General features: G+C 64.4%; 14 protein-coding genes. 8 read left to right on the top strand and 6 right to left on the bottom strand.

Features of this window, described 5'->3' with window-relative positions; translation table 11 throughout:
* The first annotated feature begins 177 nt into the window (after positions 1–177).
* On the top strand, positions 178–2,394 hold the full coding sequence (locus NTZ26_00945; protein MCX6559055.1) for a VWA domain-containing protein: 2,217 nt from the start codon (positions 178–180) through the stop codon (positions 2,392–2,394).
* The gene (locus NTZ26_00940; GenBank protein ID MCX6559054.1) at positions 2,391–4,697 is read left to right on the top strand and encodes a VWA domain-containing protein; all 2,307 of its coding nucleotides are present in this window, start codon (positions 2,391–2,393) and stop codon (positions 4,695–4,697) included. Before NTZ26_00945 ends, NTZ26_00940 begins: the two co-directional genes overlap by 4 nt.
* Here the strand turns inward: NTZ26_00940 and NTZ26_00935 are convergent.
* From NTZ26_00935 to NTZ26_00920, 4 genes are all read right to left on the bottom strand, one after another.
* Positions 4,694–6,700, bottom strand: a complete 2,007-nt coding sequence (locus NTZ26_00935; protein ID MCX6559053.1) for a glycoside hydrolase family 127 protein — start codon at positions 6,698–6,700, stop codon at positions 4,694–4,696. The two genes, NTZ26_00940 and NTZ26_00935, sit on opposite strands and share 4 nt — an antisense overlap.
* A gap of 86 nt (positions 6,701–6,786) precedes the next feature.
* Positions 6,787–8,160 carry a hypothetical protein gene (locus tag NTZ26_00930; protein MCX6559052.1) on the bottom strand — a complete coding sequence of 458 codons (1,374 nt, stop codon included), beginning with the start codon at positions 8,158–8,160 and terminating at the stop codon, positions 6,787–6,789.
* A gap of 147 nt (positions 8,161–8,307) precedes the next feature.
* Positions 8,308–10,680 (bottom strand): alpha-L-arabinofuranosidase, encoded by a 2,373-nt coding sequence (locus tag NTZ26_00925; GenBank protein MCX6559051.1) that lies wholly within the window; start codon positions 10,678–10,680, stop codon positions 8,308–8,310.
* Between the two features lie 250 nt (positions 10,681–10,930).
* Positions 10,931–13,351: a glycoside hydrolase family 127 protein gene (locus NTZ26_00920; GenBank protein MCX6559050.1), complete on the bottom strand. Its 2,421-nt coding sequence runs from the start codon at positions 13,349–13,351 to the stop codon at positions 10,931–10,933.
* Between the two features lie 153 nt (positions 13,352–13,504).
* Here NTZ26_00920 and NTZ26_00915 point away from each other — a divergent pair, with 153 nt between their 5' ends.
* Together NTZ26_00915 and NTZ26_00910 are read left to right on the top strand one after the other, a co-directional pair.
* On the top strand, positions 13,505–14,089 hold the full coding sequence (locus tag NTZ26_00915; GenBank protein MCX6559049.1) for a hypothetical protein: 585 nt from the start codon (positions 13,505–13,507) through the stop codon (positions 14,087–14,089).
* Between the two features lie 12 nt (positions 14,090–14,101).
* Positions 14,102–14,668: a hypothetical protein gene (locus tag NTZ26_00910; protein ID MCX6559048.1), complete on the top strand. Its 567-nt coding sequence runs from the start codon at positions 14,102–14,104 to the stop codon at positions 14,666–14,668.
* A gap of 14 nt (positions 14,669–14,682) precedes the next feature.
* Here the strand turns inward: NTZ26_00910 and NTZ26_00905 are convergent, their stop codons facing one another.
* Entirely contained in the window at positions 14,683–16,404 is a 1,722-nt protein-coding gene (locus NTZ26_00905) for an alkaline phosphatase (GenBank protein ID MCX6559047.1), read from the bottom strand.
* A gap of 151 nt (positions 16,405–16,555) precedes the next feature.
* Between NTZ26_00905 and NTZ26_00900 the strand changes: the two genes are divergently transcribed.
* Positions 16,556–18,277, top strand: coding sequence for a L,D-transpeptidase family protein (locus NTZ26_00900; protein ID MCX6559046.1), 1,722 nt, complete (start codon positions 16,556–16,558; stop codon positions 18,275–18,277).
* Positions 18,278–18,308: 31 nt separating this feature from the next.
* Here NTZ26_00900 and NTZ26_00895 read toward each other — a convergent pair whose 3' ends face one another.
* Entirely contained in the window at positions 18,309–18,881 is a 573-nt protein-coding gene (locus NTZ26_00895; GenBank protein ID MCX6559045.1) for a YcbK family protein, read from the bottom strand.
* A 356-nt stretch (positions 18,882–19,237) separates the two neighbouring features.
* Between NTZ26_00895 and NTZ26_00890 the strand changes: the two genes are divergently transcribed.
* The 3 genes from NTZ26_00890 to NTZ26_00880 all read left to right on the top strand — a co-directional run bounded on the left by NTZ26_00890 (position 19,238) and on the right by NTZ26_00880 (position 22,512).
* Positions 19,238–21,385, top strand: a complete 2,148-nt coding sequence (locus NTZ26_00890) for a S46 family peptidase (GenBank protein ID MCX6559044.1) — start codon at positions 19,238–19,240, stop codon at positions 21,383–21,385.
* 301 nt (positions 21,386–21,686) lie between these two features.
* The gene (locus NTZ26_00885; protein MCX6559043.1) at positions 21,687–22,175 is read left to right on the top strand and encodes a sigma-70 family RNA polymerase sigma factor; all 489 of its coding nucleotides are present in this window, start codon (positions 21,687–21,689) and stop codon (positions 22,173–22,175) included.
* Positions 22,168–22,512, top strand: a complete 345-nt coding sequence (locus NTZ26_00880) for a hypothetical protein (protein ID MCX6559042.1) — start codon at positions 22,168–22,170, stop codon at positions 22,510–22,512. The genes NTZ26_00885 and NTZ26_00880 overlap by 8 nt, the downstream gene beginning before the upstream one ends.
* The last annotated feature ends 25 nt before the right edge of the window (positions 22,513–22,537 follow it).

Genomic DNA, 22,537 nt, shown 5'->3' with positions numbered 1-22,537 from the left:
ATAGTCCCTCCCGGCGGCGGCCGGGAGGCGAAGCGCGGCCAGCATATCGTCGGCGGACCGCGAGTGTCAAGGACGCCGGCCGGAATCCGGGCATATTTCTTGCTTAATAACCGAGTGTCGGAGGTTCGCGCCCGCCCGAGGGGTTCTGCTATACTATGGAAATATAAGGAAAAACGATTGCCAAGCTCACCTCGGACACTTCTTCCCAGCGTAAAGAATCTTTCGATCCTCCTGGCGTTTTTAGTCGCACTCGGCTCCGCCGGCCTTGTCCCGGAGTCGTCGGCGGCCGGGCAGGAAATCGTCATCCGGACCCAGAAGCCCCTCCAGCACGAGGTCACAGTCGGCCTGAAGCTGGTCCAAGTCTACGTCACCGATAAAAAGGGCAAGCCCGTCCTTGACCTGCGGAAGGACGAGTTCACTCTTACCGACAACGGCCAACCCGTTTCCATCACCGAGTTCGAGCGGCACGCCCTCGATCCTTCAAAGCTCCCGAAGCTTCCGGCCGAGCCCAAGCCCGAAGCCGCGCTTCCGGCGGCGGCAGCTGCCCCCGAGGCCAAGCCCACCCTAGGCCGCAAGTTCTTCCTGTTCATCGATTTCGCCTTCAACAGCCCCCGCGGCGCTCTAAAGGCCAAGGCTGCCGCCTTGAGCTTCTTGGACAAGAGCGCGGTCCAGGGCGACGAGTTCGGGCTGATCTCCTACTCCGTCGTCAAGGGCCTGACCATCCACGAGTTTTTAACCACCGACCGGGCCAAGGTCCGCCAAGCCCTGGCCGACCTCAACGTCAAAGCCGGCGCCGGCCGGGCCGACGACGTGGAGCAGGAATACTGGCGGCTGGCCGCCGAGGGAGGGGCCGCGCCCGATTTATCGCGCGATCTGTCGGTGCGAAGGCAGGACGCCAAAAGCCAGGCCCGGGCCTTCATCCTCAAGCTGACCGCCCTGGCCAAGGCCTTCCGCTATGTCCCCGGGCACAAAAACCTGCTCCTCTTCTCGACCGGCATCGCCAGCACGCTCCTCTACGGCGGCCAGGCCGGCACACCGATGGGCTCGAGCGGCGTCACCGACCGGTCCAAGTTCGAGCCCCCCGATCACGTCCTGGTCACCGATTACGAGGCGCTGTTCAAGGAATTGAGCGCCTCGAACAGCTCGATCTTCTCCTTCGATACCCGGGAGTCGGCCAAGCCGGCCACGCTCTTCGATTACGACGAACAGACCTTCGGCTCCAAGACCAGCCGCGACATTTTCACGGTGGGCGGCGCTTACCAGAACTCCACCGCCGTGCTCAAGGACGAAAACATCACCGGGCGCTATTCCCTGACCAAGCTGTCCAAGGACACCGGCGGAAAATACTTCGGAAACATCAACGAGTACGAAGGCAATTTGGCCGACCTGCAGGCTCTGACCGGGTCCTATTATGTGCTGGGCTACAGCGTCGGGCAGGCCTGGGACGGCGCCTTCCATGAGATCAAAGTCGAGGTCGCACGTAAAGGGCTGGAAGTCCGAACCCAGAAAGGCTTTTTCAACCCCAAGCCGTTCACCGAATACTCGACCCTCGAGAAAACGCTTCATCTGCTCGACTTGGCTTTGAGCGAGGCGCCCCTCTACCAGACGCCGCTTCTCGGATCGCTGCAGGCCCTGGTCGGGCCGGGCCTGCCGGGCGCGGGAAGAGACCAGGTTATTCTGCTCGCCCGCCTCCCGGCCAACGCGGCCGAACGGCTGACCGGACCCAAGGCCGAGATCGTGACCTTCGTCTTCGATCAGGAAGACCGGCTGGCCGACATGCGTCGGGCCGAGGAGAAGCTCTCGGGCTACCTCGACAAGCCCGTCTTCTATATCTCCACGGCGTCGCTCCTGCCGGGCGAATACAAATGCCGCGTCGTCGTTCGCGACCTGGAGACGGGCGCGGCGGCGGTCGCCTCCTGCCCGGCCCACGTGCCGCCCCCCGTCGCGTCCGGGCTCCGGCTCCATACGCCGCTCCTCCTCGGCCCCGCAGCCGATGCCGCCTATATCGAAGGCCGGCTGTCGGCCAAGCCGGGAGCCCCCGCGGCGGCAGTCTGGACCGCCCTCTACCCATTCGGCCCGGCCGAGCACGAGCCGCTCATGGGGCCGCTGTCGGTCGCCGTCCCGACGCTGCGAGTCCTCCTGCCGATGACCGTCGTCGGCCTGGAGACGAGCCGGGTGGCATTTCGGGCCGCCCTGTTGAACACCGCGACGGCCGAACGATACAGCCTGACCATCATGCCGGCCGGGCGCACGGCCTTCGCCGACACGATCATCCAGACGTTCGACATCCCGACGATCGGGATGCCGGCGGGGCGCTACACGCTCTATTTTTACGCCGAGGATACGAACTCGGGCGCCATGGCCCATGTCTCGGTTCCTTTAATCTTGAGATGAGCGGGGCCGGGAGATTCCGGGTCAGGGCAGCGGCGGCTCTCGCCGCGCTGATCCTGGCCGGACTCCTTCCGGGCTTGCGCGCCGAGGCCCAGGATCAAGCCGTCCGCCTTCCGAAGCCGATCCGCCACGACGTGAATGTCACGCTCAAGCTCATTCAAGTCTTCGTCACCGACCGCCAGGGGCGTCCAGTCCCCGGCCTGACCCGGGAGGATTTCTCTCTCAGCGACGCCGGGCAGCCGGTCGCGATCACCGAGTTCGAGCGGCACGTGTCGTCGCTGTCATCTGCATTGCCGTCAACGGCAACGCCTATGACCTCGACGGCGACGAAACCTACGTCGTCGTTGTCATCCGCGTCGCTCCCAGCAGCAACGCCCATGACAACGACGGCAGCGAAGGCGGGGGCGGGGCCGCCCGAGAAGCCGGCCGCCGGGGAGACGAAACCCCGCCTGCCCCGCAAGTTTTTGCTCTTCTTCGATTTCGCCAACAACAACCAGCGCGGCGTCCGGATGACCCAGGAGGCGGCCCTCCATCTCCTGGACGAACGCATCGCGCCCGGGGACGAGATCGGGCTGATCTCCTTCTCGCTGACGCGGGGGCTCGTCGTGCACGAGTTCCTGACCACGGACCACGCCAAGGTCCGGCGGGCCGTGGTCGACGTCGGCGTCAAAGGCATCTCGGGCCGCGGCGACGACATCGAGCAGGAGTACTGGCGGCAGGCGACCGAAGGCACCATCAAGATCGTCCCCAAGGGCGAGCTGCAGGAAGTCCAATCGGAGGGCGTCAAGGAGCAGCCCCTCTACCACTGGCGCCGCCAGGAGACCAAGAGCCAGGCCGAGCATTTCATCGAGGAGATGACGGGATTGGCCCGCGGGCTCCGGTATGTGCCCGGCCAGAAGAACCTGATCCTCTTCTCCTCCGGCATCGCCTACACCCTCATCTACGGCCAGCAGGCCGGCACACCCCAGGGCAATACGGCCGGGAAAGAGTCGATGTACGACGCCGGCGACCACGTCCTGCGGACCCTGCACGAGGCCATGCTGAAGGAGCTCGGCTCGGCCTCCGTCTCGGTCTTCGCCTTCGACATTCGGGAGGCGGCCATGGTGCCGTCGCTGTTCGCCTACGACGAAGAAACGTTCATCACCCGGTTCCGCGACCTGTTCACCGAGTACGGGGTTCACCAGAACAACGATCTGATCATCCGAAACGACACGCTGACCGGGATGCCCTCGCTACGGCGGATGTCGACCGCGACAGGCGGCCGATTCTACGGCAACATCGACGAGTTCAAGCGCAACCTGGCCGATCTGGAAGCCCTGACGGGCACTTATTACGTCCTAGGCTACCCGATCTCCCAAGTCTGGGACGGGGCCTATCACCCGCTGAAGGTCGAGGTCCGCGGCAAAGGCCTCGAGGTCCGGACCCAGGCCGGGTATTTCAACCCCAAGCCGTTCCACGACCTGAGCGACCTCGAGAAGCGCCTCCATCTGCTCGACCTGGCGATGTCGGATGCGCCGCTTTTCCAGGCCCCCCTGCCGGCCGCTTCGGCCGTCCTGGCCGGACCGGCCGGCACACCCAACAACGCGGTCCTGCTGACCCGACTGCCGGCGGAATCGACGGAACGACTGACCGGGGCCAAGGCCGAGATCGTGACTCTGGTCTACGACGAGCGCGACGATCTGGTCGATCTGCGCCGGAGCGAGGAAGCAACGGCCCGCCTCAAGGCCGGCGCTGTCATCTTCGCCTCCCGGATGACCCTGGCCCGCGGCGCCTACAAGTGCCGGGTCATCATCCGCGACCTCGACACGGGTGTGGCCGCCGTGTCCACGGCCCGGGTCTTCGTCCCCGCGCCCGCCGCCGGAGGACTTCGCCTGCATACCCCGCTTTTACTCGGCCCGGGAGCCCGGGCTGTCTATCTCGAAGGCAAAATCTCCGGCCGGAAGGAAGAGGCGGGGGCGACGGGCTGGACCGCCCTCTACCCGTTCGACGCGTCGGCCCAAGAGCCGTTGCTGGGAGCCCTTCCGGCGGGCACGCCGGTCCTGCGGGTCCTGCTGCCGTTGACCGTCGATCGGCTGTCTTCCTCGCGGGTGGCGCTGCGGACGGTCCTGCTCGACTCGGCCACCGGGCGGCGGCAATCGCTCTCGGTAAGGGCCTCGACGGCGACGACCTTGGGCGAGACCATTGTTCAGGCCGTGGAGATTTCGACGGCGGGGCTTCCGACGGGGCGTTACACGCTTTACTTCTACGCCGAGGACATAGGCTCGGGAGCCCTCGGCAACGTATCGGCGTCCTTCGTCATCCGTTAGCGGCGTGGGAACCAGACTTTCATCTCGCCGGCGCCGCGATTGGCCCAGGCGTAGTAGGGCACCAGGACGATTTCCCGCTCGCCTCCCCCTGCCTTTCGGGCGGAGCGGCCTCGCAGGACGACCACTCCGTTAAGCAGGCCCGGTTCGAAAGCGGCCGCAAAGGCCGACTCATCCGGCAGCACAATGTCCAGGGCCCGGCCGCCGTTATCGACACCCTCGGCGCAGAAGACGAGCGGGCCGCGCTGGACGGCGGTTTTGCCGGCGTCTTCGACGACCGATTCCCTGGCTAAGACGCGGCGGACCGGCATCGGCAGGCGCAGCTCGACGCGATCCCCCTTGGACCAGCGGCGGCGGATGGCCGCGTATCCGTCCAGCAGATCGATCGGCGCCGCGGTCCCGTTGATCCGGAGCGAGGGAGCCTCGACGCCGGCATCCAGGTACCGATAGAGATCGGTGGGCACGGGCTCGTTGCGGGCCCAGCCGGGGATGCGGACGTGGAGCGCGAATTCAGCCGGCGAGTCGGGGTCGACCGCGATCGCAATCGTGCCGTCCCAGGGATAGCGCGTCTCCTGGGCGATGGCGACTTTATGCCCGGCCAGACCGATCGTCGCCGTATTGGTCATAAACAGATTGACGTAGAGGATGTCGTCCTTGCTGGCATAAACGTAACCCGGAACGGATGGCAGGAAGCGGGAGATGTTGGGCGGACAGCAGGAGACCTCGAACCAGGGCGCGCGCCCGACTTGGCCCTGGTAGAGCGCGGTCTTGCCGTCGGCCTCCAAGGGATTCTGATAGAAGAAGGCCGTGCCGTCGAGCGAGACGCCGGAGAGCAGGCCGTTGTACATCACTCGCTCCAGGACGTCGACGTAGTCCGAGCGGCCGTGCAGGAGGAAGAGCCGCTCCTGCCACAGGGCGTTGCCGACGGCGGCGCACGTTTCCGTGTACGCGGTTCGATTGGGCAGCTCATAGGCGTCCCCGAAGGCTTCGGCCTCGGCCCGGGCGCCCACGCCACCCGTGATGTACAGCTTTTTACCGACCACGTTTTCCCACAACCGGTCGATGGCCCTGACATAGTCGGGATGCCCGCCCAAGGCGGCCACGTCGGCCATTCCGGCATACATATACATGGCCCGGACGGCATGCCCGACGGCCTCGACCTGCTCCAGGACGGGCTTGTGATTCTGCAGGTATTCGTCCGAGTCGTAGACGGCGAAGGGGTCATCGGGGGCGTGCCGTTCGCCCTGGAAATAATGGCCCCGCTCGTCGAGGAAAAACTTGGCCAGGTCGAGATAAGCGATTGTCCCGGTGACCCGGAACAGCTTGCCCAGCCCGATCTCGACCTCCTGATGGCCGGGAAAGGCGCGGCGCCGGCCGGGGCCGAAGGTTCGGACGAGCAGGTTCGCGTTTTTGATCGCGACATCGAGGAAGGTGCGCTTCCCAGTGGCCTGGAAGTGCGCGACCGCCGCTTCGTACATATGGCCGACGTTGTAGAGCTCGTGGCTGACCCGGAGGTTGGACCACCGTTTGGGCCCGGCCCCCGGCGCGGGATGGCGCGGATCGATGGTCCGGTTGGTGTAGAGGTAGCCGTCGGACTCCTGGGCCTTGGCGATGACGGCGATCAGGTCGTCGAGCCTCTTCGCCAAGCCGGCGTCGGGCTTCAACATGAGCGTATAGGAAGCGGCCTCCATGACCTTGTAAACGTCGGAATCGTTGTAGCGCTTGCCCTGGAAGGCGCCCTTCATCAGCCCGGCCGCTTTGCGAAAATTGTCCACCCGCCCCGTCTCCTCGTTTTTGTCCAGGGCGAAGGGAATGGTCACGGCCCGGTTCGTCTCCATCCTCGGGGCCCAGAAGGCGTCGTCGACCTTGACCTGGGTGAACGGCACGGGCCGGATGGGGTAATCCGAAACGGCGGCCGGCGGCGCGGGCGGCTTGGCGCAGGCGGCCAAGAGCGCGCCCAACAGGGCCGGCAGCGAGGCGAGAGCGATCAGGCGGGCTCGGGTCACGGGAATGCCTCCGCAGAAGAATCAGGTTTTCGGGAACGTGGACAATTCTATCACGGTCCGGACAAAGCACGGGAAAAGGACGGGCCTTAAACGATCGGGGTCGAGGGGGGAGCGGCAACGAACGGCTCGGGCGCGCGAAGAAGGCCGCGCTTGCCTCGCAGGAGGTAGAGCACGGCGTTCCCCGACAGGTAGCCCGCGGTCAGGGCGGGCCCGACGGCCAATGCGCCGACCATCTTGAGGGGGATGATGAGCAGGACGAAGACCGCCGTCGTCAGGATCAATTGGGCGGAAACGGCCAGGCTGATCGGCCGAGTGCGGTGCGATTTGACCAGGACGCCGCGCTGATAGGAAAGATACGCTTCAAGAGCCGGCAGGAGGACGAGGAAGCACCCCGGCCAGACGGCGAAAGCGGCCAAGTCGGCCGGAAGCCCGGACACGCTGCGGTACCAGATCGAACCGATCGGGCTGAACAGGACGACGGCCAGGAGGGCCGATGCCGCCAGCCCGAGCCGGGCCGAGAAGAAAGCCATCGGGCGAAGGTTCCCCCCGTCTTCCTCCAGACGGGCGATCACGACCTCCTGCAGGGCGATGCCCGCCGTGCGGAAGAGGAACACCAGCCCGACGACGACGGGAAGGACGGCCAGGGATTCGATCGGGCGCCGGCCGCGGGCCAGGAAGAACGTGGTCAGCGGGTTGATGAAGAACGACAAGAAGGAGGTCATGGCCAAGGGCGCATAAAACTTGCGAATGCCGGACCGGGTCAGGCTCAGGCCGAAGCGGCACTCTTTATCCCGCTGCGCCAGCAGGGCGCGAACGGATTTGCGGGCCATGAATCGGCTGGCGGCGCCTTCGGCCAAGACGCCGGCGCCCAGCGCCCCGGCGCCGACGCTGGCACCGGGCAGGCGGATAACCAGGGCCAAGATGAGCCCGGTCGCGGTCATGGTCGAAAGCCGAACGATCGTCCCCCAAGTGACGGCCTGCGGACGGCCGTCCCGGATGAGGATTCCCTGATAGAAACGCCGGTATCCGATCGCCGCCGGCCAGAGGACGAGGAAGATCATCGCCCGGCCGGCCAGGGCGGCGACATCGGGCGGTAATCCCAGGCCGCGCCTGGCCGCCTGGTCGAAAACGGGCGGCAGGATGAGGACGGTCATGGCCGCGGTGACCAGGGCGTTGAGGGCGAAAGAGAAGCGCCGGAGCTTGCGATAGGCGACCCCGTCGCGGCAAAGGGCGTTGGAGGCGGACAACATCATGACGATAGGCGATTCGATGATCCAGGCCAGGGAAGCGGCGACGCCGAAGGCGGCCAAGTTCTCCTTGGCGGCGGGAAGGCGGGCGATGACGGCCGCCAGGAACGGCCCCTCGGCCGCCATCATCAGCCAAGTGGCCTCGAGCGGCAGCCAGAAGCGCAGAAGCCCGCCTCTCGTCGGGGCGGCGTTAGGGGCGGCTTGGCGGCTCATGGGAAAACGCCGTAGGATAGCACGACCCGCGGGCCGCCTCAAGGAGGGGTCAGGTCTTAAGATATAAGCTAACTCTCGACATTTTTTGTCAAGATTGCCGCCCAACGGCAATTCGAAACTAATATCTTAAGACCTGCCCCCTATTCATCATTTGACCGCGATCTCGTAGATCGTCACGCTCAAGGGAAGAAGGTTCAATGTCGTGCCCATCTCGACGCCGTCCAATTCGGTGATCTTGACGCCCGGCGCCTGGCCCGGAACGTTACAGGCCATCTCGTCGGCACCGGTAATGATGTACTTCTTGATCGTCTCGGGAAGCTTGAGGCCCTTGAAAATCAACGGCAGCTTCTGGGCCGTCCGGGTCGGGTTGACCACGGCCACGGTCAGGATCTTTTTCTTGGCGTCCTTCCAGGCCGCAGCCACATCGAGCGGTTCGGGAGTCCCCGAAACGCGGACCGGGATAGTGCCGTAATGGTTCCGGTAGAGCTCGAGAACCAATCCGGTCGTGTCGAGAACGGCGGCCGTCTTGGAGGTCTTCAAGGCGCCGATGACATTCACGGTCTGGGCGTAATTGGCCATGAAGAAGATGTCGGAGTTGCGGAAGTACTCGTGCAGGCCGGCCGCTACCCCCAGGGCATCGCGCAGGAAATACTGGGTCCCCAGCTCGCCGTAGACGTGCGGGCCGTACCAATAGTTCCACTCGTCCAAGGCCACCGGGATGGTCTTGTTCTTAAGGGCCGGGATCGCTTTCCGGTAAGCCCGATGAGCGTCGGCGATCCGCTTGATCTCGCGCGGCATCTGGTCGACGTGGCCGAGAAGCCCGGGCTGCGAGCCGACGTAGAAATGCTCGCTCAGGTAATCCATCGAGGCCGCGCTCCCAGCCAACATGCCCCGGCTCCAATCGCCCTCCGCCCCGACACCGACGAGCCGGATGGAGGGATCTTTGACCCACATGACGTTGGCAAACCGGTTATGTTTCATGACGTAATCGGGGAGCGGCATATGGCCGAGCTGCCAGTCGCCGTACATCTCGTTTCCGATCGACCAGATTCTGACCTTCCAGGGCGCCGGGTGCCCGTTCTTGACCCGCCGGGCGCCCATGGTCGAGTCGGCCGGGCCGTTGACGTATTCGACCTCGTCGGCGGCCAGGCTCTCGTTGCCCTGCCCGCTGTTGACGGTGATATAAGGATCGGTCCCGACAAGCTCGCAGAACCGCAGGAACTCGTGGATGCCGACATCGTTGGGCTCGACCCCGAGCCAGGCCGGGTTCTTGCGCGGCGGCCGGCGGTCCGGATCGCCCAAGCCGTCCCGCCAGTCATAGCCGCTGACGAAGTTGCCGCCCGGCCAGCGGTAGACGGGCGAATTGAGGTCTTTGAGCAGCTTGAGGACGTCGGGACGGAAGCCTTCGACATTGTCCGCCGGCATCAGCGAAACAGGGCCCACCCGGAAAGCCTCCCGGCCCCGGCTGGAGATCTGGAGGCCGGCCTTGTCGCTCGACGCGGCCGCGGTGAACGCCAGCGGGAAGGTCTTGTAATCGACGCCTACGTCCCGCAGCTCGATGGTCTGCCGATCGGCTGCCCCCGGGCCCCAAATCAGGCTGACTTCGATAGGAACGGATCCGGGATCGCCGGCCAGGACGATCCGGCCGGCGTATGATTTCCCGGCAACGACGGCCAGGTCCTCCTGGACGAGCCCGCCGGGCGTGCCGTCGCCCTTCATCCGGATCTCGGGCGCTTGGACCCCGACATAGGGCAGGACCGGGTTCATCCGCACGTTACCGGCTTCGCCCACGGCCTTCCAGGGCGATTCCTTGCCGCCGACCGGATAGAAGAACTTGCGGTCCTCCAACATCTCGGCCCAGAGGCCGCCGTAGATGCAGCGGCCGAGGTGCTCGATGAACTGGCCGTAGATGTATCGGGAGATCGGCGTCCGGAGCGCGGCCGCGTCGATCACCGCCTCGGGCTTGAGGGTCCGGGCCGAGACAAGGGTCAAGGCCAGGTCGTCGAACCAGGCCGTGCCGACGGACTTGCCCCAGCCGCCAAACAGGCAGTTGACCGAGACGGCGTCGTTCCGGCCCGTGTCAAAGGCGACTTCGACCCGGGTCCAATCGCGCGTCCCGCTCAAGGCGGTGGTCATGACGTCCAGCCCGTGCAGGTTGATGAGCGCGCCTTTGCCTGCGCCGGGGACGAGGTCCTGGGTTTTGATCCAGCCGCTGAGCTTGTATTTGGCAAAGGGCTTGACGGGGACGATGACTTGCCAGGACGCATCGGCGCCGGCGGCCGAAGAGATGCGGACGCTGCGCAGGCCGGAGCGGGCGATGGCGTCGTCCAGTCCGAACTCAGCCTTGGCCTCCCAGTTGACGCTTCGCCAGTCTTTGGGCCCGCCGGCGGCCAGATCCTCGAACGAGCCGTTGATCATGGCGTTGGGGACGGCCTTGCCTTGGCCGAACGCCGCGCCGGCCAGCGCCAGCCCGACAAGAACGCCAACACTTATCATTCGGGACATTGAACGCTTAGTCATGATCTTCTCCTTCATCCTCTCGAATTCGAAAGAGCATACGATCAATCAGCAACACGCAAAAGTCTGAAAAGGTGAAATTATACTAGGGCGAGGGCTATGGGGAGGCCAAACCCATCGGCGAGGGAGCGGGCACGGTCCGTCTCAATCGGGTACGGATCGTCCCCGATTGGGACGGGAGCGACCGAGCTGGCGGAGCGAACGCCCTCGCTGGGGGCGTGAGCGTGTTTGGCTCCCCATAGCCCGAGCCCACTTATTTGACCTTCCACTCCTGGATCCCCGTCGAATACTTCTCGGGCAATTGAATCTCCAGCCGCAGCCCGGTGGTGGTCACAGGGGCGAAGCGGACCGTGTTGTAAGCATCCTTGGCCGTGCCGTAGGGATCCCCGGCTTTGATCGGGACCCAAGTCGCGCCGGCCTTATAAAACGCGGTCCAGATCGCAGGCACCCGGCACTCGCCGCCGCCCGTGTCGTCGAACCAATAGACGCCCATCTCCGAGACCCGGACCGGCTTGGCGAAATCATACTCGACCCACTCCCGGGTGCCCTTCTTGGGCCACCAGTGCATGTATCCGACGGCGTCGTCGGATCGCTCGGGGTCGTACTGGTCGTTGAGCCCGGCCAGCTTCTGGGCGCCCTCCGAAGCGGAAACTTTGGCCTTGGCCGACAGCCCCGGCTCCGGGGTCGGCCGGGCCTTGCCGGGCTCGCGGGCCAGCCAGACTTCCATCTCGCCCTTGCCGCGATGGGCCCACGAATAATATGGGATGAGCTGGAGCGGCTGGGGCCGGCCGATCATCTTGCCGGCCTTGATCTCCATGGCGGTCGCCGGCCCGGTGATGACGGTCAGTCCGTTCAGCAGGTCCGGCTTCGGCACGGCCGTCAGCGCAGCCGCGTCCTCCAGGACGAGGCCGGCCACGCGTCCGCCGTTATCGACGCCTTCTGCGCAATAGACCAGAGGCCCGCGCTCCACGGCGGTCCGGCCGATGTCGGAAGCCACGGCCTCGTTGGCCAGCACCCGCCGCACCGGCATCGGCAGCGACAGCTCGATCGTGTCGCCGGCGCTCCATTTCCGGGCCACGGGAGCGAAGCCCTTCTCGACGACGACGGGGACGGCCTGGCCGTTGACCTTGATCGTCACCGGCTCGGCCGCGGCGTCGGCGTAGCGGTAGAGATTGCCGGGCAGAGGCCGGCCCTGGGCCCAGCTCGGGACCCGTAGGAGGATCGTCAACGACGCCGGCCGGACGGGGGCGATCTTGAGCGAGACGTTTCCGGACCAGGGATAGTCGGTCGTCTGCGCGATAGTCAGGGACCCGGCCGCGGTCTCGACCGTCGCCGTCCCCGCGGCATACAGGCTGACGTAGACTTTGTCGCCGGCCGTGCCGTAGGCGAACCCGCCTATCTCGGCGATGAAGCGGGCCACGTTGGGCGGGCAGCAGGCGCAGGTGAACCAGGGCGTCCGCTCATGCTGGCCGAAGGAGGCCAGGGGGTTGGGGTAGAAGTAGAGGTCGCCGCTCATGCCCGACCCGGAGAGAAAAGCGTTGAGCGCCGCCCGCTCGAAAAGATCCATGTACTTGCCGTCGGCCTTGGCCCTGAACATGCGGTAGTTCCAGAGGGCGTAGGCGATCGTGGCGCAGGTTTCGGCGTAGCCGCTCGGATTGGGCAGGTCGTAGGCCGGGCCGAAGCCCTCCCAGCCGCCCGCCGCCCCGATGCCGCCGGTCAGATACAGCTTTTTATTGACGACATCCTCCCAGATCGCATCCAAAGCGGTCATCAGGGTGGCGTCCCCGGTCAGGGCGGCAACGTCGGCCATGCCGGAATAGAGATAGGCGGCCCGGACGGCATGCCCGACGGCCTCGGTCTGCTCGCGGACGGGCTTGTGGTCCTGGGCGTATTCACCGTAGAGCTCGTGCCCGACGGCGTTGCCGCGCTGGTTGATGAAGTAGCGGGCCAGGTCCAGGTAGGCTTCCTTCCCGGTGGCCCGGTAGAGCTTGACCAGACCCAGCTCGATCTCCTCGTGGCCGGGGACGCGGTGGTTCTGCTTCTCGCCGGGCCCGAAAGTCGCGGCGATGAAATCGGCGCTCTTGACGGCAACGTCGAAGAGATTCCTCTTGCCGGTCGCCTGGCGGTGGGCCACGGCCGCCTCGTAGAGGTGGCCCAGGCAGTAGAGCTCGTGGCTGTCCTTGAGATTGACCCAGCGCTCCGGCCCGGACATGCGATGGGGGTGAGCGGGGTCGATCGTGCGGGCGGTGTAGAGGTATCCGTCCGGCTCCTGGGCCGCAGCGATCTTGGCAATCCATTCGTCCAGCTTCTTGTCGAGCCCGGGCTCGGGCTTGAGCATCAGGACATAGGCGGCCGCCTCGATGGTTTTATAGACGTCCGAGTCGTCGAAGGCGTAGTGGGAAGCGAACTTGCCGCCTTTTTCGCCTCTCAGGGTCGCAGCGGCGGCCTCGAAGTTCCGGATGCGCCCGGTGGCCTCGTTCTCCTCGATCTGGTGGCCGATGGTGACGGCGATGTCGGTCGCCTGCCGGGCGCCCCACAACCCGCCGCTCAGCTTGACGGCGGTCATGGGGACGTCCTTGACGGGATAGTCGGAGGCGGTTCGGGTGACGCAGGCGGCGGACAGAAGGGCCGCGGCGCCCAGAAAGACGGCGGGAAGGGGGATGCGACGGATCATAGCGACTCCTCAGACGGCGATGATTCCAATTACTATATTCCAAACCGGCCAAAAATCAATTCCGCCCCGGACCTTGACAGCCTTTCCGGGGGGGCTTACCATGGAGACACACGGGGGTGCTTTTAACCGCCCTCGGACCGCAAGGAGGATGTGATGTCCCTGAACCGCCATTCCCGCCTGATGTTTCCGTTGATCGCCGTCGCCGTGATCGCCCTGGCCTTGCCCTCACTCGGCCAAATCACATTTCGGGGCCGTTACCTGACCGGCGGCGGCGGTTCGATCGATCCCATCCTGACCGTCAACTTCGAAATTCTCAGCTACTCGACGCCCGAGGAAATCACCGCTCTCGTCAAGGCCTACAACGAGGGGGGCGAGTCCGCTTTCCACACGGCCTTCCGGGCCATGAAAAAGGGGTCGCTTCGCGTCATGAGCGGCCGGGGCATGAACATCGATTTCCACTCCGCCCGGGAGATTCCTTCGGATAAAGGGACGAAGATCGAGCTCATCGCCGAGAACACCGCCTTCTCGCTCGGATCGACCTCGATGAGAACCCCCTCGGGCATGATGTTCCTGGTCGCCATCCTTGAAGTCGACGCCAACGGCAAGGGCGAAGGCAAAGTCTACGAGGATTCCACTTGCCGCGTCCTTTCGACCGGCGAGTTCGTTCTCGACGAGTTCAAGCGGGCCCCCAAGATCGTTACCGGACTGACCCAAGTCAAAGCCAAGGTCAAGAAATAGGCGCTCGTCCCGATGTCTCTGAGCCGCCGTTCCCGCCTGACGCTTCCGTTGATCGCACTCGCCGTGATCGCCTTGACCCTGCCCTCGATAGGCCAGACGAAATACCGAGGACGTTACTTCACTGAAAACGACGGGAAATCCGATCCGGTTCTGACCATCAACATCGAAATCCTCGGCTACTCGACAGCGGATGAGATCCTTGGAATCATCAAGGCCTACAGCGATCAGGGCGAAGCCGGATTTCACGCCGCCTTCCGGGCTTTGAAGAAGGGCTCGCTCCGCGTCACCGGCGGCCGGGGCATGAACATCGAGTTCCATGCGGCCAGGGCGACCCCAACGGACAAAGGCCAAAGAATCGAGCTCATCGCCGAAAATGCGCGCCTCGAGCTGGGCGCAGCCCAGACGCCTTATTCGGGCCTGATGTTCATGGTCGTCATCCTGGACGTCGATGCCAAGGGCCGGGGCGAAGCGAAAATCTATGAGGACGCCACCTGCCGGTTCGTCGACGGCCAGCTCGTCCTCGACGAATTCAAGCGGGCGCCCAAGTTTATTACCGGATTGACCCAGCTCAAGAAGTAAACGACCGGGCCGGGCTATTTTAGTAGCGCCGCAGCGCGGCGCGGCACAAACCAGTATTTGGGCTCGGGCGCCGATTTTCCGCCGATCACGGAGGTGCAGACCACGACGCCGTCCAGCTCGACCGGGCGGCCGTCTAGCAGGGCCGCGCTTTTGTTGACCGGCAGGCGCAAGCTCCGCCCTTTGGCCGTCGCCACCAGGACGGGGTTTTCCGAATCCCCCACGTCCACGGTCAACTCCGCGCCGACGGGCCCGAAGGCCGCATCCGCCCGGACGAAGCGATCGGCCGTCTGGCCCTTGAGGTCCAAGCCCAGACACATCTCGATATAAAGCGCGATGTCGCTGTTCTGGACGACCCCGGAGAGCCGAGGGCCGCGAGGGTGGTAGCCGTACAAGCCGACGTCCTCACCGCCGTGGCCCGTAAAGACCCAGCCGACCCCGGCCCGCCGGGATAGGGCTCTGGCCAGAAAAATCTCCAGCTTCTTGGCGTTTTTCTCCTGCAGCAAGGACTCGAACTCGGGAATTTCGGCCGGCTTCCAGTCATCGATCCCGAGCAGGGAGGCGACCGCCAGGCGGGCCTTATCCATGGCCGGCTGCGGATCGGCCAGGATCACGGCCGCCGTCTTGGTCGGCGTGGCCGTGGGCTTGCTCATCGCTCCGGCGAACCGCTCCAACGGCAAGTCGCCGACGTCCGGGTTGCCGATGCTGAGCCCGCCCGTGCTGTGATCCGCGGCGATGATCACCGCCGTATGGCCGTCGCGCCGGGCGAACGCCAGAACCGCAGCCACGGCCTTCTCGAAGGCCAGGATCTCGGAAGCGGTGCCGACGGGATCATTGACATGGGCGCCCCAATCCACTTGGCTCCCTTCGATCATCAGGAAAAACCCTTTCTTATTGCGTGACAAGACGGTCAAGGCCTTTTTCGTCATATCCTCGAGCGACGGCTCCTTAGCCGGGTCGCGGTCCAAATCCCGGGCCAGGCTGGTCTCGGCGAAGGCCCCCCAAATCCGGCTTTCCGTGGCGGAAGCCAGCTCGGCCGGATCCGTCAGATACCGATAGCCGCGATCCTGGAGGACCCGGACCAGATCCTCCTTGTCCTTGCGGGACTTGGGATCGAGGTATTTTCGGCCTCCTCCCAGGACGACGTCCATGCCCTGGTAGACCTGCTGCTCAGCCAGCAGATCCATGGCGCTGCGCTGGATGTAATGGCTGGAAAACCCGGCCGGAGTGGCATGCGGGAATTCGCAGGTCACCACCAGGCCGGCGGCGAAGCCGCGGGCCTTGGCTGCTTCCAGAACGGTGGCGACCGGGGTATTAGCCTCGCCTTCGCCCAAGGCCTGCACGCCCGGCATGGTCACCTTGGTCGGGCGCACAGAGACCATGCTAGCCGACGTCTTGAAGCCCGTGGCCATGGCCGCCGCCGCGGGAGCCGAATCCGTGATCAGGCCGGTCGCCCAATATGTTCGGACGAAGCCGCAGGCCAGGTCGTCGAAGACCAGCCGGTTGTCGCCCGTCTTGATGAACTTGTACCAGCGCCCGAGGGTCGCATGGGCGGTCCCCATGCCGTCGGGGATCATCAGGATGAAATTATTCACGCGCAGGTCGCGGACCTGCCGGGGCGTCGCGGATGCGGGGGTAAAGCCGGCGGATTGCCCCAAAATCGGGGGCCCGGCAACAACTAGGAAGGCGATTAAGACGCCAAGGGCGAGTGCGCGTCGACAAGTGTTGGATCGGGACACGGCTTTCTCCTTGGAAAGCCCAGATCATAAGCGAAACGGCCCCCCGTCTTCAAGGAGGGAAAAAGCAGCGCCGCCCTTGACAAGCCGGCCTGGATAGCGAAAATTAAAAAAGGGAGTTGTTTTCGTGCAGACCAATGTTTCAGGATGGAATTTGAAGAATTTTTGCCGCTTCGCCCTCTTGGCCTTGATCGCCGCCCGGCCGTTTCCGTCAATCGCCGCAAAGGCTTTCCCCCCGCCCTCTGATCCCGTCGATACGGCCGTCGTCATCCGGGAACGCCTGGCCGTCTCACCGCGAGGGGAAGGCCTGGTCTGCAACGGGGATTGCCTGGTCGGATCGGAGGCCTTACAGCGCTTTTATGAACGACGGATGTACGAGCCGGCCTGGACCCGGGACGGGATGCCGCTGGCCAACATTGACGACATGATCAGGGTCCTAGCCCAAGTTTGGCTGGACGGGCTGAAGAGCGGCGCCTATCATCTCGAGCCCATCCGTTCGGCTTTGGATGCTGTGCAGACGGACCGGCGCGGCGCGGCCGGCGATTCGGCCCTCCGGCTGGCCGACCTCGATCTCTTGCTGAGCGATGCCTTCATCCTGCTGGCCACGCATCTCGCCTCCGGGACCGTCGAGCCGGCTATGATCGAGTCGGAATGGTTCATCCAAGTGAACCGCCCTGACGCGGCAGCGGTGCTGCGACGGGCTCTGAATATGAGCGACGTGGCGGGCGCCCTGGACACCTTGCGACCCTCCCGACCGGAATACGCGAGCCTGCGGGAAGCCCTCCGGGAACTCACCAACGTCGTCGCCCGGGGGGGCTGGCCGCCGGTACCCATCGGCCCCTCGATCCGACCCGGGGACTCCGGGCCGCGGGTTCTGGCGCTGCGGGAGAGGCTGGCTTTAGGCGGCGACTTGGCCGCGGGCTCCGCCGCGGCGGGTCCTGCGGCGGCGGCGGACGTCTACGATGATACGGTCGCGGCGGCGGTCCGTCGTTTCCAGACCCGCCTCGGGACCGCCCCGGACGGGGTCGTGGGCCAGGAAACGCTGGCCTCGCTCAACGTTTCGGCCGAAGAGAGGCTGACCCAGCTGAAGGTCAACCTGGAGCGTTGGCGCTGGCTGCCCCGCGACTTCGGCCGCCGCTACCTCATGATCAACATTCCGGCCTTCCACCTCGATCTGGTCGAGAATGGATCCGTGACCCTCGATATGCGGGTGGTCGTCGGGTCCAACGCGGCCCAAACCCCCGTCTTCGAAGAGATGATGACGACAATTGAGGTCAACCCCGTCTGGAACGTCCCGGCCACGATCGCAGCCAAGGAAATAGTGGCCAACGTCAAGCGGGAGCCAGGCTATTTCCGCCGCTGGGGCTACAAGCTGTATGACGGCTGGGGCGCTGGGGCGTCCGAGATCGATCCGTCGGCCGTGGATTGGAACGCCCTGAACGAGTCGAATTTCCGGTACCGCGTCCTTCAGGCCCCGGGTCCCCTGAACTCGCTCGGACGGCTGGCCTTCCTGTTCCCCAATCCGTGGGCGGTTTACCTGCACGACACCCCGCAGAGGGAGCTTTTTCAACAGTCTACGCGCTCCTTCAGCCACGGCTGCATTAGGATCGCCTGGCCGCTTGACCTGGCAGTCGCGCTCCTGCGCAACGACCCGGCTTGGACAAAAGAAAGCCTCCAGGCGGCTATCGACGGAGGCGCGAATAAAATGCTTTCCATCCCCGACCCCCTCCCGGTCTATATCGTCTATCTTACGGCTTGGCGGGAACCGGACGGCGCCATTCACTTTCGGAAGGATATCTATGGCCGGGATGCCGCACTCGCCCAAGCGCTGGGGGGGGATATTCCGCCGGCCCCGCTCCCCGCGACAGGGCGTTGAGCCGGGAGGGGAAAATCGGCGTGGCCGCCGGTCACCAAGTGCGAACCGGACCGACATCCACGTGGATGAACCCGGATCTCGGATAATAGCCGACCCCGCCGGCCTTCATATCCAAGGCGGCTTTATAGAGAGTTTGAAGGGGGACTCCGGGAAGCTGAATATCGACGGCTTTCCCTTCCATGTGCAGGCTATACTCGGCCACGGCGGGATTGTGGGCCCGGAGAGCGGCGTTCGTCTGGGGTGAACGGTAGCCGCAAACCACTGTAAATGGTCCGGTTGCGCCGACCTTGGCATGAAGCTCGTAGAGCAGGTCAAGGAGCTTGGGGTCGATAGATTTGACGCCGCCATTTAACGGGTCCCGGAGGAGGCGGTCGATCATGGACAAAGCCACCGGGACATAGACGCCGTCCAAGCAGTAGTCGATCTCGATCCGCTCGCGGTTGTTGAGGACATAGAGAGACAGCCGTCGGTCGCCCGAGAGCGTGCGCGTTCCGCCGTCCATGGGAAAGAGGGGCGTTAAGGCCATAAATATGGCAAAAATCGCGGCCGGCAGCGTCTTTCCGACTTTGCCGATCGATCGATTCAGCTTTTTTCCGGTCATCATGTTATATCGCGGTTTGGCTCAAGACGAGAGATATTACCGATTCAGAGGACCGAGTGCAACCAAATATTTTGTAACGATATATCTTGTTGTTGTGATCACAACCTATTAACTCCGCGCCATTCCATCTCGTTGCGGGTGGGGAGAGGGAATCGCCGGCAATGGGAACCCTGGATTTCCGAGCCTCTGATCCCGAAGCTAGGCTGCAATTCAGGGCTCCCTTCGGCCAGTCGCCGCCGAGCGGCGAGCCGCAAAACGAGGAGATCAGTGGACGGCGCCGGGCCGATCGTCATACAATAGATGCCTGCGGCAGCGGCTCCCCCGCCCCGCCGAACGCTCACCCCCAACCGGAGGCCGTCATGCTTAAAAAGAAATGGATCGCGATTCTCGGACTCATCCTGCTCGTCGGATTCCTCGGCCGGGCCGACGAGGGCATGTGGATGCCCCATCAGATGAAAGACCTCAACCTGAAGGCCCTCGGCCTGCAGATGAACCCGGACGATCTGTTCAAAAAGGACGGCTCCGGCCTGATGAGCGCCGTCGTCAACCTGGGCGGCGGCACGGGCGAGTTCGTCTCTCCCGAAGGCCTCATCCTGACCAACCACCATGTCGCCTATGGCGCCATCCAACGGGCCTCGAGCAAGGAGAACGACTACATCGAGAACGGCTTCATCGCTCCCGGCCGCGAGAAGGAGATCCAGGCCCAGGGCTACCAGGCCGGCGTCCTTCTCGGCTACGAAGACGTCACGGCCAAGGTCAACGCCTACTTCAAGCCCAAAATGACTCCGCGGGAGCGTTACGACGCCCTGGACAAGGCCCAGAAGGACCTCATCGCGGCCGGCGAAAAGGGCGGTAAGGACCTCCGCTGCACTCTGGCCTCCATGTACAGCGGCAACGCCTATTACCTCTACACCTTCAAACAGATTCGGGACATTCGGTTGGTCTACGCCCCACCCCAGTCCCTGGGCAACTTCGGCGGCGAAGTCGACAACTGGATGTGGCCGCGCCACACCTGCGATTTCTCCTTCCTGCGGGCCTATGTCGCGCCCGACGGAAACGCGGCCGACTTCAGCCCGGCCAATATTCCCTACAAGCCCAAAGTCTGGATCAAGGCCTCGCTCGACGGGTACAAGGAAGGCGACTTCACCTTCGTTATGGGCTACCCCGGACGGACGTACCGCAATTACGCCTTCGGCGAGCTCAAGGCCGACATGGACTCGATGGGCCAGCGGATCAAGGACACCCAGGATCTGATCGCGTTCTATGAGCAAGCCGGCAAGGCCGACAAGGAAGTCGAGATCCGCTACGCCTCCCGCGTCAAAGGCCTCTACAACGGCCTCAAGAATACGCAGGGCAAGCTCGAGGGCCTGCAGAAGTTCGACCTGATCGCCCGCAAGGCGGAGCAGGAGAAGGTCCTCCTCGATTGGATCGCGGCCGATCCCGCCCGGACGGCCAAGTACGGCAAGGTCGCGGCCGACCTCAACGCCTACCTCGAGAAGCAAAAGGCTTTCGCCGCCCGCAGCGCGGCCCTGAACGGTGTCCTCGGCGGATCGACCATCCTGAACCAGGCCTATACCCTAGTCCGGGCCGTTCCCGAGCTGCAAAAGCCCGATAAAGACCGCGAAGCGGCCTACCAGGAGCGGAACATGCCGGGCCTGCGCCAGAACATAAGCCTAGCCGAGCGCGGCTATGTTTTCGCCACGGACCGGGAGCTGATGAAGTGGACCCTCAAACGGCTTAAAGCCACCCGGCCGGACGCGGCCCAGTGGCCGCCCAGCCTGCGGGCCCTGGTGGCCGGCTCGGACGCCGAAGTCGCCGCCAGGATCGACGCCATGTACGCCGCGACCAAGCTGGGCGACAGCGCAAAGCGGCTCGAAGTGCTCGGCCTCAAGCCCGCCCAACTGGCGGCGACCGACGATCCGTTCCTGAAGCTGGCGGCGGCCATGGAAACGGAGCTCAAGATCATCCGCGAGGAGAGCAAGGGCTTCGGCCGCGAAGGCGCCGACCTCAAGATGGGCTATGAAGCCGCCATCCTGGAAATGAAGAAGGGCACCTATCCCCCGGACGCCAACGGCACCATCCGGTTCACCTACGGCCCGGTCATGGGCTACTCGCCGCGCGACGCCGTCCAGTACACCCCCATGACCACCCTCAAAGGCGTCATCGACAAGGACACCGGCGTCTTCCCCTTCGCGGTGCCGGCAAAGGTCAAGGCGCTCTGGAAGGGCAAGGACTTCGGCCGCTACGGCGACAAGGCCATGGGCGACATCGTGGCCTGCTTCATGAACACGACCAACGTCACCGGCGGCAATTCCGGCTCGCCGACCCTGAACGCCAAGGGCGAGCAGATCGGGATCATCTTCGACATGTCCTATGAGAGCGTCGTCGGCGATTACTACATCATCCCCGAGTATCAGCGCTCGATCAGCGTCGACATCCGCTACGTGCTGTGGGTGACCGACAAGTTCTCCGGCGCGACCCATATCATCAAGGAGATGGGGCTTTAAGCCGAAGCGTCGACCGGAGCCCGATCGGCCTCAAGATCGGGCTCCGGTGACACCGGAGCCCGATCGGCCTCAAGATCGGGCTCCGGTGACGTTCCCTGCGTCCGCGGCGCGGGAGCCGCGGGCGGATCGACTTAAGGGCGGATTTCCGCCCATCGGACTCCGTCGCTAACCTTTTCCCGCCGTCCGTTATATAAGGTATGTGAAGACCCAATCCCCTATTGCGGCCATTGCCGCCTTAAACGGCCTGGCTGAGGCGACGAGGCGGGGATTCGGAGATCAGGCGATCCTCGCGAGGGGGAGGATGGAGACTTCGCAAAGTCTATTCTGGGACTATTTAGCTCCGCTGAAGCCCAAACTCTACAACTACATCCTCAAGTCCCTAAATTTCTCGCCGGACGCGGATGACGTCTTCCAAGAAACGGTCCTGCACGGTTTGCAATACTTCCGATCCTTCCGGCGAGACGAGATTTTCGGGGCCTGGATCTTCGGGATCGCCCATAACGAGATCAGGACCCACTTCAAGAAACGCCGCCGCACCGAATCGCTGCCCGAGCCCGACAAGATCGCCGCTTCGGCCGCGGGCAGCCCGGGCGGCGCCGTGGGCGAGGTTTATCGGTATGCCGCCCAACTGAAGCCCCGCGAGCGTGACATCTTCTTTCTGTTCTATGAGAGCGGGTTCTCGATCGCCGAGATCGCGGACCTCGCGAAATTGAAAGAGGGCCACATCAAACTGATTCTGTTCCAAGCCCGAACCGCCCTCAAGACCATTATGGGAGTGACGCATGAATAGCGACGAACGCCTCGACGAAAGCATCGCCAAGCTGGTCCGGAGCGTCCAACGCGACGTTCCGCCCACCCTGGATCGCCGGATTCGGGAAGCGTCGGATAGGTTCACTTCTCGGGCGGAGCGATCGGATAGACGCCGACCTTGGCTGTTGGCCTTAATTCCGGGCGCGGCCGCGGCGCTCCTGGCCGCCTTCCTTCTTTTCCCGCGTCCCGCGACGGCGCCGAATCCGATCTCCGAGATCCGCACGGAATTCGAAATCGCCGGCAAGAACATTAAGGTCGTCTTTTTCCAAAAGCCGGATTTTCATCTTTTCGAGGAGGAACGAAATGAAAAGGATTGAACGGTCTCTGGTCATTCGAATTCTT

It is taken from the genome of Candidatus Aminicenantes bacterium (genome assembly GCA_026393855.1).
Classification (GTDB): Bacteria; Acidobacteriota; Aminicenantia; order Aminicenantales; family UBA4085; genus UBA4085.
Note: the sequence above shows the minus strand (reverse complement) of the source record. Positions and strands in the feature narration are given on the sequence as shown.

Coding starts and splice junctions, on each gene's coding strand:
- NTZ26_00940 (MCX6559054.1), top strand. CDS start 2,391: ATGAGCGGGGCCGGGAGATTCCGGGTCAGGGCAGCGGCGGCTCTCGCC.
- NTZ26_00930 (MCX6559052.1), bottom strand. CDS start 8,160: ATGAGCCGCCAAGCCGCCCCTAACGCCGCCCCGACGAGAGGCGGGCTT.
- NTZ26_00925 (MCX6559051.1), bottom strand. CDS start 10,680: ATGACTAAGCGTTCAATGTCCCGAATGATAAGTGTTGGCGTTCTTGTC.
- NTZ26_00920 (MCX6559050.1), bottom strand. CDS start 13,351: ATGATCCGTCGCATCCCCCTTCCCGCCGTCTTTCTGGGCGCCGCGGCC.
- NTZ26_00915 (MCX6559049.1), top strand. CDS start 13,505: ATGTCCCTGAACCGCCATTCCCGCCTGATGTTTCCGTTGATCGCCGTC.
- NTZ26_00910 (MCX6559048.1), top strand. CDS start 14,102: ATGTCTCTGAGCCGCCGTTCCCGCCTGACGCTTCCGTTGATCGCACTC.
- NTZ26_00895 (MCX6559045.1), bottom strand. CDS start 18,881: ATGATGACCGGAAAAAAGCTGAATCGATCGATCGGCAAAGTCGGAAAG.
- NTZ26_00890 (MCX6559044.1), top strand. CDS start 19,238: ATGCTTAAAAAGAAATGGATCGCGATTCTCGGACTCATCCTGCTCGTC.
- NTZ26_00885 (MCX6559043.1), top strand. CDS start 21,687: ATGGAGACTTCGCAAAGTCTATTCTGGGACTATTTAGCTCCGCTGAAG.
- NTZ26_00880 (MCX6559042.1), top strand. CDS start 22,168: ATGAATAGCGACGAACGCCTCGACGAAAGCATCGCCAAGCTGGTCCGG.